The sequence below is a fragment of the Mycobacterium sp. DHQP2018-32-09 genome (genome assembly GCF_058148405.1).
In genome coordinates this window covers 62,067-75,773 of sequence record NZ_JBYVYK010000028.1, presented here as the reverse complement: position 1 = coordinate 75,773, position 13,707 = coordinate 62,067, and the positions used below count along the sequence as shown (strand labels likewise).

Genomic DNA, 13,707 nt, shown 5'->3' with positions numbered 1-13,707 from the left:
GTCCAGCCGGTCAGGGCCGTCGCGACGGCGGCGCGCCAGGCCGTGGCGTCCGGTGGTGGCAGGCCCGCCGTGGCGGCCGACGCGCCCAACCGGGCGAGGTGCGCATCGAGCAGGCGGGCGCGCCGGTCACGCACCAGCAGCGTCTCGAACACCCCGTCGCCGCGGGACAGCAGCGGATCGTCGACGGCCAGCACCGGGGTGTCGGCAGCCACCACGGCGCCTGCGAGGTCGACGACGACCGGCGCGGTCATGGGCGCCGAGGATAGCGCCCGGCTCGTAGAGTTGAACCATGTCCTCGGTTTTGGTTCCCACCGGTCCTGACACGGGTGCGGTGTGGCACCACGGCGATCCGCTCGGCGAGCAACGCACCGCCGCACACGACGTCGTGGTCGTCGACCGATCCCGTCGCGCCGTGCTCGCGCTGTCCGGCAAGGACCGGCTGAGCTGGTTGCACACCATCTCCAGCCAGCACGTCAGCGACCTGACCGACGGCGTCGTCGTGGAGAACCTGAGCCTCGACGGCCAGGGTCGTGTGGAAGATCACTGGCTGCAGACCGACATCGACGGCGTCACGTATCTCGACACCGAATCCTGGCGCGGCGAGCCGCTTCTGGCATTCCTGCGCAAGATGGTGTTCTGGGCCGACGTCGTCGTCGAGCCCGCGGACCTGGCGGTGCTGTCGCTCGTCGGCCCCCGCGCAGTGGCGGTCTGCGAGGCCGTCGGCGTCGTCGCGCCGCCGCGGCCCGGGACGGCGGCGGCACTGAACAAGATGGCACTGACGAAGACGGCACTGACGAAAGGGCCGGCCACCGGCGGTTTCGTGCGCACGCTCGCGCCGTCGGAGATCGACCTGGTGGTGCCGCGCGACGCGGCGGCCGACGTGACGGCCGGGCTGGTCGCGGCGGGTGCGCGGCCCGCGGGGACGTGGGCGTACGACGCGCACCGGGTCGTCGCGCTGCGGCCACGGTTGGGCGTGGACACCGACGACCGCACCATCCCGCACGAGGTGGGGTGGATCGGCGGCCCCGGCGAGGGCGCGGTCCATCTGGACAAGGGGTGCTATCGGGGCCAGGAGACCGTCGCGCGAGTGCACAACCTGGGCAAACCTCCTCGCATGCTGGTGCTGCTGCACCTCGACGGGTCGGGCGAGCGTCCGGCCACCGGGGACCCGGTGCTGGCCGGCGGGCGTGCGGTGGGCCGACTGGGGACGGTGGTCGACCACGTGGATCTGGGTCCCGTCGCACTGGCTCTGGTCAAGCGCGGACTGCCGGCGGACACCCCCCTGGTCACGGGCGGCGACGTGACCGTGAGCGCAGCCATCGACGCGGACTCGCTGCCGGTCGGTGAGCACGTCGGCGCGGGCCGGCTGGCGGTGGAACGGCTGCGCGGGGGCCCCCGGTGACGCGCCGGTCGTGACCCCGCGGCCCCGTCGGCGCCGCCAAGCCGGGCCTGCCAGCACGGAGTCTCCGGGCACGGTAAGGTGTGCACAGGACGAAATACACACTCAGATCGGAGCCGCCTGAAGTTCGGGCCGCTCCGTTATTGCGCGAGGGGGTCCCCCATGGGCCGCGGCCGAGCAAAGGCAAAGCAGACCAAGGTCGCGCGCGAGCTGAAGTACAGCTCGCCGCAGACCGATTTCGGGCAACTACAGCGCGAGCTGTCGCACGCCCCCGCCGAGTCCAACGGTAGGGAAGTCCCCGACGATGATTTGGTAGATCGCTGGACCGACGAGGACGACTGGCGCCGCTGAGGCGCCAGCCCCCCGGCTCGGCTCAGAAACGCGGGTGCTGCCCGACGAGTTGAGCCCGGGGTTCACCCTTGGCGCCCTTCTTCACGGTGCCCAGCGTCCAGCACTCGATGTGCCGCGCGGTCAGAATGGCCAGTGCCCGGTCCGTGTCCTCCGGAGCCACCACCGCCACCATGCCGACGCCCATGTTGAACGTCTTGTCCATCTCGGCCCTGTCGATGCGGCCGCGCTGGGCGATCATTCCGAAGACCGGTGCGGGAGTCCACGTGCCACGGTCGATCTCGGCCATCAGCCCGTTGGGGATGACGCGTTCGAGGTTGCCCGCCAAGCCGCCGCCGGTCACGTGACAGTAGGTGCGCACCTGCGCCTCGGCCGCCAGTGCCAGGCAGTCCTTGGCGTAGATGCGGGTGGGCTCCAACAGCTCTTCGCCGAGCGTGCGGCCGAACTCCTCGACGTGGCCCGCCAGATCCATCCGGTCGATGTCCAGCAGCACCTTGCGCGCCAGCGAGTACCCGTTGGAGTGCAGGCCGGTGGAGGCCATGGCGATGAGCACGTCGCCGGGCTTGACCCGTTCGGGGCCCAGCACGTCGTCGGCCTCCACGACGCCGATGCCGGTGGCCGACAGGTCGTAGTGATCCGGGGACATCAGCCCGGGGTGTTCGGCGGTCTCGCCGCCCAGGAGCGCGCAGCCGGAGATCACGCAGCCCTCGGCGATGCCGGAGACGATCTCGGCGACGCGTTCGGGCACGGTGCGCCCGACGGCGATGTAGTCCTGCAGGAACAGCGGTTCGGCGCCGCACACCACGAGGTCGTCGACGACCATCGCCACGAGGTCGAGCCCGACGGTGTCGTGCTTGTCCATGGCCTGTGCGATCGCCAGCTTGGTGCCCACGCCGTCCGTCGAGGACGCCAGCAGCGGCTCGCGGTAGTCGTTGCGTAGGGCGAACAGCCCGGCGAACCCGCCGAGCCCTCCCCTCACCTCGGGGCGCGAAGCCCGCTTGGCCAGCGGCTTGAAGAGTTCGACGGCGCGGTCACCCGCTTCGATGTCAACCCCTGCCGCTGCATAGGACACGCCGTCTTGGTTGGCCGGCCGACCCTTGCTCGTCATCGCGCCCAAGGTTACCGGTCGCGAGTTCACCGAGCGCAGCCGCGCCGACCCGCGCGATGTGTCACGCTTCGTCACCATGAGCACGAGGAGCGCCGCGGCGCTGCTGACGGCAGTGGCGGCGACGTCGGTGCTGGGCGTGCCTGCGGCGCTGCCGGGCGTCGCGGCGGCTGCGCCGAGCCCCGGCGTGACGGCGCGGACGCTGTCGGAGTCGACGGTGGCCGGCGTGCACTACGTGACGCGGGAACTGGTCATCCCGCCCGGTGGCAGCACCGGCTGGCACTGGCATCCGGGGCAGGTGTACGCCGTGATCCGGGCGGGCACGCTGACGCACTTCGACGCCGACTGCGGGGTCGACGGCGTCTACCCCACCGGCGGCGCGATCACCGAGACCAGCGGGCCGGGTTACGTCCACGTCGGCCGTAACCTGGGCCCGGACCCCCTGGTGCTGTGGGCCGGATACATCGTCGCGGCCGGCGAACCGCTGGCCGTGGACGCACCCAACCCCGGTTGCCCGTTTGAATGAGCCTGGCTGCGGACATATTCACCTTCGAGGAACGGAGGACGGGTGACCGATACATCGACCCGCCGCTGCCTGGTGACGGGCGCTACCGGCTACATCGGGGGACACCTGATCCCGGTGCTGCTCGAGCGGGGCCATGCGGTGCGGGCCCTGGCCCGCACGCCCGCCAAACTCGACGACGCCCCGTGGCGCAGTGAGGTGGATGTCGCGCGCGGCGACCTCGGTGACGTCGCGTCGCTGACGGCCGCGTTCGACGGCATCGACGTCGTCTACTACCTGGTGCACTCGATGGGCTCGTCGTCGGACTTCGTCGCCGAGGAGGAACGCTCGGCGCGCAACGTCGTGCAGGCGGCACGCACGGCCGGAGTCCGGCGCATCGTGTACCTGTCGGGGCTGCATCCCGAGGGTGAGCTGTCGCGGCATCTGCGGTCGCGGGTCGCGGTCGGAGAGATCCTGATCGAGTCCGGCATCGAGACCGTGGTGTTGCAGGCCGGCATCGTCGTGGGCGCGGGGTCGGCGTCGTTCGAGATGATCCGGCACCTGACCGATCGGCTGCCGGTGATGACGACGCCGAAATGGGTGCACAACAAGATCCAGCCGATCTCCATCGACGACGTGCTGTACTACCTGGCCTCGGCGGCCGTGGCCGCCGTCCCGGCATCGCGGACGTGGGACGTCGGCGGTCCCGACGTGCTGGAGTACGGCGACGCGATGCAGGTGTATGCGGACGTGGCCGGACTGCGACGGCGCTACATCGTGGTGCTGCCGTTCTTGACGCCCACCATCGCGAGTTGGTGGGTGGGGCTGGTCACGCCCATCTCACCGGGGCTCGCGCGCCCGCTCGTCGAATCGTTGGAGTGCGACGCCGTGATGCACGAGCACGACATCGACGACGTGATCCCGCGGCCGCCGGGTGGGCTGATGGCTTACCGCGACGCCGTGGTCGACGCGTTGCACGGCGACCACGGGGGCGGCCGTCGGCTGGTGCAGTGGAGTTCGACGGCGCCGCAGTAGACCGGCCGGGACGTCAGGGCCTGCGTAGCGCCGACGCGTTGTCGTTCTCGGCCTGCAGCGGGATGCCGGTGCGGGCCGCGGTGGCCAGCATGTGCTCGATGACGTTCTTGCCGAGCGCGGTCTCGCCGGGCAGCTCGATGGGGTACTGCCCGTCGAAGCACGCCATGCACAGCCGTGACGCCGGCTGCTCGGTGGCGGCCACCATGCCCTGCACGCTGATGTAGCCGAGGGTGTCGGCGCCGATGGCCCGGCGGACGCCGTCGAGCATCTCTTCGACGTCGGCGGAATTGCTGGCGGAGTTCGCGATCAGTTCTGCGGGCGTGGCGAAGTCGATGCCGTAGAAGCACGGCCACTTCACCGGTGGTGACGCGATGCGGACGTGTACTTCGAGCGCCCCGGCCTCGCGCAGCATGCGGATCAGCGCGCGCTGGGTGTTGCCGCGCACGATCGAGTCGTCGACGACGATGAGCCGCTTGCCGCGAATGACCTCGCGCAGCGGGTTCAGCTTGAGGCGGATGCCGAGCTGGCGGATGGTCTGCGACGGCTGGATGAAGGTGCGGCCCACGTAGGCGTTCTTCATCAGACCCTGCCCGAACGGGATGCCGGATCCCTGGGCGTAGCCGACGGCGGCGGGGGTCCCGGACTCCGGGACGCCGATCACGAGGTCACCCTCGACGGGGCTCTCGGCGGCGAGCCTGCGGCCGATCTCCACCCGGGTGGCGTGCACGGAGCGGCCGCCGATCACGCTGTCGGGCCGGGCCAGGTAGACGTATTCGAAGACGCAACCCTTGGGGGTGGGGTTGGCGAACCGCGTGGACCGTACGCCGTCGGCGTCGATGGCGAGCAGCTCGCCGGGCTCGATGTCGCGGACGAACGACGCGCCGACGATGTCGAGTGCGGCGGTCTCGGAGGCCACCACCCAGCCGCGGTCGAGCCGGCCGAGTGACAGCGGGCGCACCCCGTGCGGGTCACGGGCGGCGTAGAGCGTGTTCTCGTCCATGAACGTGAGGCAGAACGCCCCGCGCACCTTCGGCAGTAGTTCCAGGGCGGCCTGCTCCAGCGAGGAGTCCGCCGCGCCGTGGGCCAGCAGCGCGCCCAGGATGTCGGAATCGGTGGTGGCGTTGGCCGCACCACGGTTGTCGAGCAGACCGAAATCGCGGGCCTGCGCGGCGAGTTCGGCGGTGTTCACCAGGTTGCCGTTGTGGCCCAGCGCGACGCCGGTGCCCGCAGCGGTGTTGCGGAAGACCGGCTGGGCGTTCTCCCACGTGGTGGAGCCGGTGGTGGAGTAGCGGCAGTGACCCACCGCGACGTGGCCCGGCATGGCGGCCAGGGTCTGTTCGTCGAAGACCTGGCTGACGAGGCCCAGGTCCTTGAACACCAGCACCTGCGAACCGTCGGCCACGGCGATGCCTGCGGCCTCCTGTCCCCTGTGCTGCAACGCATAGAGGCCGTAATACGTGAGCTTGGCCACGTCTTCTCCGGGAGCCCAGACGCCGAAGACGCCACACTCCTCGCGAGGTTCATCCGATGCGTCGCTGTCGCGAGGAGCATCGGTTCGATCTTCCTGCAAGGGCTGCTCGACGGTCACGATCTACGCTGCTCCCTGGGGCTGGGGGTGACGCCGCACAGTTTACGGTCACCGGGCGACGAATGGGAAAAACGTCATCGCCGGGCGGTAGATTCCCCGGCGATGGAGGACGAGGACCGCTGGAACCTGCCGACCCTGGTCGCATTCCGCTTCGCGGTGCTCTACCTCGGCGCGTTCTGCCTGACCTTCGCCCAGATCACGTTCGTGTTCACCGGCCTGGCCGGCCAGTGGCTGCCCCCGCACGCCGTGCTGGCGCAGATGCTGGCGCTGCAACCGTTGACGTCCTGGGTGGGCAGGACGGTGTTCGGCGTCGACGCGGTGCTGGACCCTGCCTCCAACAGCGGTGACCAGACGGCCGCGTGGCTGTTGGTGTTCACGCTGGCGGTGCTCGCCGCCGTCGGCACGCTCGTCTGGTCGGTCGCGGACCGGTCTCGCCCGGCGTACCCGCGGCTGGCCGCCTGGTTCCTCGTGTTCGTGCGGTTGTGCCTGGGTGGTCAGATGCTGTTCTACGGCTTCGCCAAGCTGATCCCGACGCAGATGCCGGCTCCGCCGCTGGCGGCGCTGCTCGAACCCTTCGGCGACTTGTCCCCGATGTCGGTGCTGTGGCTGCAGGTCGGCACGTCGGCGCCCTACGAGATGTTCCTGGGCGCGGTGGAGGTGATCGCCGGGGTGCTGCTCTTCGTCCCGCGCACCGCGACGGCGGGGGCGCTGCTGGCCTTGGCGGGCACGGGACAGATCTTCCTGCTCAACATGACGTTCGACGTGCCGGTGAAGATCCTGTCGTCGCACCTGCTGCTGATGAGCCTGGTGCTGCTGGCCCCGGGCGCGCGGCGGTTGGTCGACGCGCTGGTGCTCGGCCGCGGCGTCGGCCCCGCACCGTCCGCGCCGCTGTTCGACGCGCCGCGGCGTGATCGGGCGGCCCGGGTGGCGCAGGTGCTCCTGGGGGCGTGGGTGACCGTCAGCTGCGCGGTGTTCAACGCGGCGCTGTGGCATCAGGTGGGCGACGGGCGCGCCAAGCCGCCCCTGTACGGCATCTGGACGGTCACCGACTTCACCAGTGACGGCAAGACCCTCCCGCCGTTGCTCGACGACGAGTTCCGTTGGCAGCGAGTGGTTTTCGACGTCCCCGGGGTGATGACCCAGCAGCGCATGGACGGCGACCTCGTCGACGTGCCGGTGACGGTGGACGGCGACGTGCTGACCATCGGCGACACCGGCCAGTTCACCGTCGAGCGCGCCGACGACGACCTGCGCCTGCGCGGCACGCTCGACGGGAAGGCCGTCGACGTGCGGTTGCACCGGCAGCGCCTGGAGGACTTCACGCTGCGCAGCCGTGGCTTCCACTGGGTGCAGGAGCGGCCGTTCTTCGGCTGAGCGACCCGCCGGTCAGGTCAGCGGAACCACCGGCAGCCAGTCGGCCACCTCACCGGCGCGGGACCCGGACGCGGACAGCGCCCCGGCGGCCATCGCTTCGTCGAGGGTCTGCAGTCCGGTGGCGAGCAGCAGCCACGTGCGCGGGTCGGTCTCGACGACGTTGGGCGGGTTGCCCCGGGTGTGCTGCGGTCCCGCGATGCATTGCACGGCAACGAATGGCGGAACGCGGACCTCGACGCTGGCGCCGGGCGCGGCGGCGGCCAGCGTGCGCGCGGTGAGCCGGACGGCCTCGGCGACGACGGGGCGCTGCGGTTCCTCCGCGATGGGGTCGCGCAACCAGTCCGCGACCGCGAGGACGGCGGCGCGGGTCTTGGTCGGGTCCACGGGGCGACGAGAGGGCATGGCCTAGTGTCCCAGCATGGTCTGGTGTCCGAGGACCGGCGCCGGGTCGGGGAGCCTGCCATCGGCCGTGGCGCGGCGGCGCTGGACGTGCCACGCCATGATCGCGCCCGCCTCGTTGAGCGCCAGATGTGCCAGCATGGGGGCGATTACGCTGCCCGACCGGGCGTGCAGCCAGCCGAATCCCCAGCCGGCGGCGCCGGTCACGGCCACCGTCGCGGCCACGGGTTCGCCCGTCGCGCGGGCGTCGGCGACGTGGGACAGGCCGAACGCGGCCGCCTGCACCAGCCGCCCCCGGTGCGGGCCGAAGGCGTTCTCGGCCAGCGGGCCCAGCACGGCGCGGTAGGCCATCTCCTCCCCGTAGACGGTGCCGACGGGGATGTGCGCCAGCAACCACTCCCCCACCGGAGCCGGGAGCTGCCGCTCCGCCATGGCGCGCCGCACCGGCGTGATCCGGGCCGAGACCGCCACGGCGGCCGCTGCGGTGGCGGCGACCGGAAGCCCCCACGTCGCGCCTCGCCGGACGGCCCGCGGGGACAGACCCGGCGTGGCACCGGCCCGGTGGGCCAGGACGGTCACCAGCCCGGCGTGGACCAGCGTGCGAGTGCGGGGGCTCAGCGCGGGTCCCACCGATGCGTTCCAGGCGACCAGTCCGACGGCCAGCAGGATCGCACGTGACCGGTTGCGCCGCATCAGAACTCGGGCCCTCCGGCCGCTGCGGCCGCCGCCACGGACGACCGCACGCGGGTGGTGTCGTCGGCGGTCCATCCTGGCGGTGGGAGCACCGCGGCCCAGCCGTCCACGATGAGGTCGCCATAGTTGTGGCCGTGCCCGCCCGGGACGCCCGCCGCATTGGTCATGTCCGCACTCACCTGCCAGAACGTGACGATCGGGTACCACCGCATGGATGCCGTGCGGTCGGAGCCGGGCGGCTCGACCAGCCAATCGGGCCGGGAGAACAGCAGATTGGGCGACCACCAGATGATGGGGTCCGACGCGTGCTGCATGAACAGCACCCGGGTCCCGTGCCACGGCGAGGTGGCGACGCGGGCGATGTCCTCGGCGGTGGCCGCCTGCGTGAAGCGCACCGTGCGCCCGTCGTCGTACCGCGGTTCGACCTCCCGGGTGCCGGGGTCGCGGCGCGCGACCAACCCACTCCAGAGCGAACTCTCGTGCGGGGGCCCCACCCACAGCACCGCGCTGAAGTCCATGGCGGCGATGTCCGGCAGCCACCCGAACGCCCCCTGCCCGGCCAGCGAGCCGAGGCTCTCGCCGTAGAGGACGAGTTTGGGTCGACGCTCCGGCGGCTGGTCGGCCCACAGGTCGTGGACGGTGTCGACGAGCAGCCGACCGGACTCGACGGACTTCTGCCGGTCGGCCAGGAACGAGATCCAGCTCGGCAGGTACGAGTACTGCACCGCGACGATCGCGGTGTCCCCGTCGTACATGGTCTCGATGGCGCGCGCGGCGACGGGGTTCACCCAACCGGTACCGGTCGTGGGCACGATCACCAGCACGCGTCGATCGAATGCCTTGGTGCGCAGGAGTTCTGCCGTGATCACCGCCATGCGGCCGGCGTCGGTGTCGGCCGTCTGCAACCCGGCGTAGACCCGGATGGGCTCCTTGGCGGGTCTGCCGTTGAGGCGCACCAGGTCGTCGATCGTGGGTCCCGTGGCCACGAACGTGCGGCCCTGGTATCCCAGGGTGTCCCACGGCGCCAGCGAGTCGGGGCTGCCGGAGCGTTCGGGTTCCCGCGGCTGCGCGACGCCGTCGCGCGTGGTCTGGTTCTGGGGTTGCAGCGTGGCGCTGGCGCCTGCCAGGAAGCCGCGGTAGGCCACGCCGTTGAGCACCAGCACCAGCAGCATCACGACGACGCCTGCCCCGACGAACACCGCGACCTCGCGGTGCAGGTGCCACCGACGCATGAGGAAGCGGGCGAGCACCTTGACCAGGTCGACGAGGACGCGGGCGGCGCCCACCCAGGCGGCGGCCACCAGCAGCGAGACCAGCAGTGTCCGGAGGTAGTCCGACGTGGCGGGACCGTCGACGCCCATCAGCGCCGACACCTGACGCTGCCAGGCCGCCGCGGGAACGACGGTCAGCAGGGCCGCGGCGATCGAGCACGTGACGACGGCGGCCTTCACGACGTTCTGGACGCGGGGCGACGGTGGCCACCACGGTGGCCGCGCATGCACGACGCGTCGTACGCAGGCGGCCACCCCGACGCCGATCGCGTAGCCGATGGCCGCGTTGGTGCCCGAGATCAGCCCTTGGAACAGCCAGTCACGCGGCAGCAGCGACGGTGTCAGGGACAGACAGAAGAACACCGCGCCGAAGCTCAACCCGACGAGGTCCAGTCGGAGCAGGCTCCAGGCCCAGACCAGCAGCGGGTGGGAGACGTGGCGCGGGGGTCTCACCCGAACAGCCGGGGCAGCACGCCCTCCGACGTGCGCCGCAGCTCCTCCAGGCTGACGGTGAACTGCCCCTGCACCTCGATGCCGTCGCTGCGGTCGTCGACGACGCCGATGCGCGTGGCGGGCAGGCCGCGCGCCTCGCACATCGCCATGAAGCGGCTCTCCTCGGTGCGGGGCACCGCGACCAGCGCCCGGCCCGCCGATTCGGAGAACAGCGCGACGAACGGGTCCGCGCCCTCGGGAAGCACGATGCGGCATCCGGTTTCACCGGCCAGCGCGGCCTCGACGACGGTCTGCATCAGCCCACCCTCCGAGAGGTCGTGCGCCGCGGACACCAGACCGTCGCGGGAGGCGGCCACCAGCACCTCGCCGAGCAGCTGCTCGCGCGCCAGGTCCACCTGGGGCGGCAGCCCGCCGAGGTGATCGGCGGTGACCTGGGCCCAGATCGAGCCGTCGAACTCGTCGCGGGTGTCGCCGAGCAGGATCAGCGTCTCGCCGGGTTCGGCGCCGAAACCGGTGGGGATGCGCCGCGTCACGTCGTCCAGCACGCCGAGCACGCCGACCACGGGCGTCGGGTGGATGGCGGTGGTCCCGGTCTGGTTGTAGAAGCTGACGTTGCCGCCGGTGACCGGGATGCCAAGGGCCGCGCAGCCATCGGCAAGCCCACGGACGGCCTGCGAGAACTGCCACATGACACCGGGGTCCTCGGGCGAGCCGAAGTTGAGGCAGTTGGTGACCGCGACCGGGGTGGCGCCCGTGACCGCCACGTTGCGGTAGGCCTCGGCCAGCGCCAGCTGCGCGCCGGTGTAGGGATCGAGGGCGGTGTAGCGGCCCGAGGCGTCGGTGGCGACGGCGATGCCGCGACCGGTCTCCTCGTCGATGCGCAGCACGCCGCCGTCGGCGTGTTCGGCCAGCACGGTGTTGCCGCGCACGTAGCGGTCGTACTGCTCGGTGATGAAGGCCCGGCTGCACAGGTGGGGGCTGCCCAGCAGCGCGAGCAGCGTGGCACGCAGCTCGTCGCCGGTCGTCGGCCGGGGCAGGCCCGCCGAGGTGTCGGCGTTCAGGGCGTCCTGGGTATCCGGGCGGGCCACCGGCCGCTCGTACACCGGGCCCTCGTGGGCGACGGTGCGCGGCGGCACGTCCACCACGGTCTCGCCGTGCCAGGTGATCTGCAGCCGGTCGCCGTCGGTGACCTCGCCGATGACGGTGGCCAGCACGTCCCACTTGCGGCACACCGCCATGAACTCGTCGACGTTGTCCGGGGTGACCACGGCGCACATGCGTTCCTGCGATTCGCTGGAGAGCACCTCGGCCGGTGACATGTGCTTGGCGCGCAGCGGCACCCGGTCCAGCTCGATGGCCATGCCGCCGTCGCCCGCGGACGCGAGTTCCGATGTCGCACACGACAATCCGGCACCACCGAGGTCCTGGATGCCGACCACGAGGCCGGCGGAGTACAGCTCGAGGCAGCACTCGATGAGCACCTTCTCCATGAACGGGTCGCCCACCTGCACGCTGGGCAGCTTCTTGCGGCCCGAGGCGCCGGATTCGTCGCCGCCGAACGTCTCGCTGGCCAGCACCGAGACGCCGCCGATGCCGTCCAGACCCGTGCGCGCGCCGAACAGGATGATCTTGTTGCCGGTGCCGGACGCGAACGCCAGGTGCAGGTCCTCCTTGCGCAGCGCACCGACGCACAGCGCGTTGACCAACGGATTGCCCGCGTAGCACGCGTCGAACACCGTCTCCCCACCGATGTTGGGCAGGCCCAGCGAGTTTCCGTAGCCGCCCACACCGCGGACCACGCCGTCGAGGACGCGACGAGTGTCGGGGGCGTCGGCAGCGCCGAAGCGCAGCTGGTCCATGACCGCGACGGGGCGCGCGCCCATGGCCATGATGTCGCGGACGATGCCGCCGACACCGGTGGCGGCGCCCTGGTAGGGCTCGACGTAGGACGGGTGGTTGTGGCTTTCCACCTTGAAGGTGACGGCCCAGCCGTCGCCGATGTCGACGACGCCGGCGTTCTCGCCGATGCCCGCCAGCATGCCGGAGCGCATCTTCTCGGTGGTGGTCTCACCGAAGTAGCGCAGGTGCACCTTCGAGGACTTGTAGGAGCAGTGCTCGCTCCACATCACCGAGTACATCGCCAACTCGGCGTCGGTGGGCCGACGGCCGAGGATCTCCCTGATCCGCTCGTACTCGTCGTCCTTGAGCCCCAGCTCACGGAACGGTTGGGGCTGCTCCGGGGTGTCGGAGGCGTGCTGGACGGTGTCAACTGCGGGGACTTCGGTCGTCACGGAGACAGTTTATTGCCTCTCGGCCTCGACACCCGCCACCGCGGTGCGTCTCACCAGCAGCGGGCCGAGCAGTCCGTGGACCGCGATGCTGCCGATGATCACCAGGAACGACGCCTCGAGCAACATCTCGTCGGGTCCCTCGGGCAGCGCCACGTAGGCCAGCAGCGCCAGCGAGATGTTCGCGGTGCCGCGCGGGCCAAGCGTGGCGAGCACCGTCCGCTCCCGCCAGGACAGCGACGACCGGACGGTGACCGCCAGCACCGGCAGCGCGCGCGCCACGGTCAGCACCAGCAGCGAGAACCACACCAGCGAATGCGGCTTGACGCCGTCCTCGAACTCGTAGTGCGCGGCAGCGCCGAAGACGAACCACATGATGGCCGCCAGCAGGAACGTGGTGTCGTCCAGGAGTTGCTGCTCGCGGGGGCGGTCGACGTAGACGCGCACGCTGTTGAAGGCGACGCCGCCGACGAACGCCGCGACGAAGCCGTTGCCGCCGAGGCCGACGTTGAGCAGGTAGGTCAGTACGGGCGTGATCACCATCATGACCCGCCGCGACCGCTCGGTGGTCAGGTCGGCGCGGTCGGCCGCGTTGGCCAGCCAGGCCAGCCCGCCGCCGAGACCGAGTCCCAGCACGACGGCGATCGCCAGGTGCGGCACGGCCTCGCTCATGGCCTCGACCAGGCCCTCCTTCGCGGTGTGGCCGCCGTCGATCGTCAGCGCCAACGCGAACAGGAAGATCGGGGCGATGACGCCGTCGGAGTAACCCTCCTCGACGTTGAGCAGCTGCCGCACGCGCAGCGGGATCCGTTCGTCGTGCAGCAGCGCCATCACCGGCGAGAAGTCGATGGGCACCACCACGCAGGCGATGAGCAGCAGCGCCGGCCACCCGAGGTGCGGCACCAGCCACAGGCCCATCAGGACCGCCAGCCCGAGGCTCAGCGGCATCGCCAGGAACAACAGTCGCATGGCCATCTTGGCCTGGCCGCCGAAGAACCCGCCGCGGATGTTGGCGGCGTGCTCGAACAGCACGATCGCCAGGATGGTCTCGACGACGGGCCGCATGGTGTGGGCGGTGAGACCCGCGGCCAGCGCGTCGTGGGTGGTCCAGCCCACCAGGAACCCCGCGGGCACCAGCAGCATCGCGGTGGTGATGCCCCATTGCTCCAGCCGCCTGGCCAGCAACGTGCAGACGACCAGCAGTCCGGCTAACGCGATGACCGACCACGACACCGGCCGAGTATGCCTGCCG

13 protein-coding genes are annotated in these 13,707 nt (G+C 71.2%); 5 read left to right on the top strand and 8 right to left on the bottom strand.

Annotated elements, in window-relative coordinates:
• The coding region (locus AC30CM_RS15335; protein WP_490117750.1) for an aminotransferase class IV at positions 1-251 on the bottom strand (251 nt) is incomplete at its 3' end.
• 38 nt (positions 252-289) lie between these two features.
• On the opposite strand from AC30CM_RS15335, the gene ygfZ reads away from it, so the two are divergent.
• Both ygfZ and AC30CM_RS15325 read left to right on the top strand, forming a co-directional pair.
• Entirely contained in the window at positions 290-1,402 is a 1,113-nt protein-coding gene (gene ygfZ / locus AC30CM_RS15330) for a CAF17-like 4Fe-4S cluster assembly/insertion protein YgfZ (RefSeq protein ID WP_490117749.1), read from the top strand.
• A 159-nt stretch (positions 1,403-1,561) separates the two neighbouring features.
• On the top strand, positions 1,562-1,750 hold the full coding sequence (locus AC30CM_RS15325; RefSeq protein ID WP_490117748.1) for a DUF3073 domain-containing protein: 189 nt from the start codon (positions 1,562-1,564) through the stop codon (positions 1,748-1,750).
• A 22-nt stretch (positions 1,751-1,772) separates the two neighbouring features.
• Here AC30CM_RS15325 and purM read toward each other — a convergent pair whose 3' ends face one another.
• The gene (gene purM, locus AC30CM_RS15320) at positions 1,773-2,855 is read right to left on the bottom strand and encodes a phosphoribosylformylglycinamidine cyclo-ligase (RefSeq protein ID WP_490117747.1); all 1,083 of its coding nucleotides are present in this window, start codon (positions 2,853-2,855) and stop codon (positions 1,773-1,775) included.
• A gap of 76 nt (positions 2,856-2,931) precedes the next feature.
• Between purM and AC30CM_RS15315 the strand changes: the two genes are divergently transcribed.
• Together AC30CM_RS15315 and AC30CM_RS15310 are read left to right on the top strand one after the other, a co-directional pair.
• Positions 2,932-3,378 carry a cupin domain-containing protein gene (locus AC30CM_RS15315; protein ID WP_490117746.1) on the top strand — a complete coding sequence of 149 codons (447 nt, stop codon included), beginning with the start codon at positions 2,932-2,934 and terminating at the stop codon, positions 3,376-3,378.
• Positions 3,379-3,420: 42 nt separating this feature from the next.
• Positions 3,421-4,389 carry an NAD(P)H-binding protein gene (locus tag AC30CM_RS15310; protein WP_490117745.1) on the top strand — a complete coding sequence of 323 codons (969 nt, stop codon included), beginning with the start codon at positions 3,421-3,423 and terminating at the stop codon, positions 4,387-4,389.
• Positions 4,390-4,402: 13 nt separating this feature from the next.
• Here the strand turns inward: AC30CM_RS15310 and purF are convergent, their stop codons facing one another.
• Positions 4,403-5,959: an amidophosphoribosyltransferase gene (gene purF, locus AC30CM_RS15305; protein ID WP_490117754.1), complete on the bottom strand. Its 1,557-nt coding sequence runs from the start codon at positions 5,957-5,959 to the stop codon at positions 4,403-4,405.
• A gap of 120 nt (positions 5,960-6,079) precedes the next feature.
• Between purF and AC30CM_RS15300 the strand changes: the two genes are divergently transcribed.
• Positions 6,080-7,351 carry a DoxX family protein gene (locus AC30CM_RS15300; RefSeq protein WP_490117744.1) on the top strand — a complete coding sequence of 424 codons (1,272 nt, stop codon included), beginning with the start codon at positions 6,080-6,082 and terminating at the stop codon, positions 7,349-7,351.
• Between the two features lie 12 nt (positions 7,352-7,363).
• Here AC30CM_RS15300 and AC30CM_RS15295 read toward each other — a convergent pair whose 3' ends face one another.
• The 5 genes from AC30CM_RS15295 to AC30CM_RS15275 are packed head-to-tail and all read right to left on the bottom strand — an operon-like array spanning position 7,364 to position 13,688.
• Positions 7,364-7,753, bottom strand: a complete 390-nt coding sequence (locus AC30CM_RS15295) for a sterol carrier family protein (protein ID WP_490117743.1) — start codon at positions 7,751-7,753, stop codon at positions 7,364-7,366.
• 3 nt (positions 7,754-7,756) lie between these two features.
• Positions 7,757-8,443 (bottom strand): Rv0804 family intramembrane glutamic endopeptidase, encoded by a 687-nt coding sequence (locus AC30CM_RS15290; protein ID WP_490117742.1) that lies wholly within the window; start codon positions 8,441-8,443, stop codon positions 7,757-7,759.
• On the bottom strand, positions 8,443-10,167 hold the full coding sequence (locus AC30CM_RS15285) for an alpha/beta hydrolase (RefSeq protein ID WP_490117741.1): 1,725 nt from the start codon (positions 10,165-10,167) through the stop codon (positions 8,443-8,445). The genes AC30CM_RS15290 and AC30CM_RS15285 overlap by 1 nt, the downstream gene beginning before the upstream one ends.
• Positions 10,164-12,458 carry a phosphoribosylformylglycinamidine synthase subunit PurL gene (gene purL, locus AC30CM_RS15280; protein ID WP_490117740.1) on the bottom strand — a complete coding sequence of 765 codons (2,295 nt, stop codon included), beginning with the start codon at positions 12,456-12,458 and terminating at the stop codon, positions 10,164-10,166. The genes AC30CM_RS15285 and purL overlap by 4 nt, the downstream gene beginning before the upstream one ends.
• 9 nt (positions 12,459-12,467) lie before the next feature.
• The gene (locus tag AC30CM_RS15275; RefSeq protein WP_490117739.1) at positions 12,468-13,688 is read right to left on the bottom strand and encodes a cation:proton antiporter domain-containing protein; all 1,221 of its coding nucleotides are present in this window, start codon (positions 13,686-13,688) and stop codon (positions 12,468-12,470) included.
• Between the last annotated feature and the right edge of the window lie 19 nt (positions 13,689-13,707).

What these genes read in the sequence shown, in the direction of transcription:
- ygfZ (WP_490117749.1), top strand. Translation starts at nt 290, where the DNA reads ATGTCCTCGGTTTTGGTTCCCACCGGTCCTGACACGGGTGCGGTGTGG.
- AC30CM_RS15325 (WP_490117748.1), top strand. Translation starts at nt 1,562, where the DNA reads ATGGGCCGCGGCCGAGCAAAGGCAAAGCAGACCAAGGTCGCGCGCGAG.
- purM (WP_490117747.1), bottom strand. Translation starts at nt 2,855, where the DNA reads ATGACGAGCAAGGGTCGGCCGGCCAACCAAGACGGCGTGTCCTATGCA.
- AC30CM_RS15315 (WP_490117746.1), top strand. Translation starts at nt 2,932, where the DNA reads ATGAGCACGAGGAGCGCCGCGGCGCTGCTGACGGCAGTGGCGGCGACG.
- AC30CM_RS15300 (WP_490117744.1), top strand. Translation starts at nt 6,080, where the DNA reads ATGGAGGACGAGGACCGCTGGAACCTGCCGACCCTGGTCGCATTCCGC.
- AC30CM_RS15295 (WP_490117743.1), bottom strand. Translation starts at nt 7,753, where the DNA reads ATGCCCTCTCGTCGCCCCGTGGACCCGACCAAGACCCGCGCCGCCGTC.
- AC30CM_RS15290 (WP_490117742.1), bottom strand. Translation starts at nt 8,443, where the DNA reads ATGCGGCGCAACCGGTCACGTGCGATCCTGCTGGCCGTCGGACTGGTC.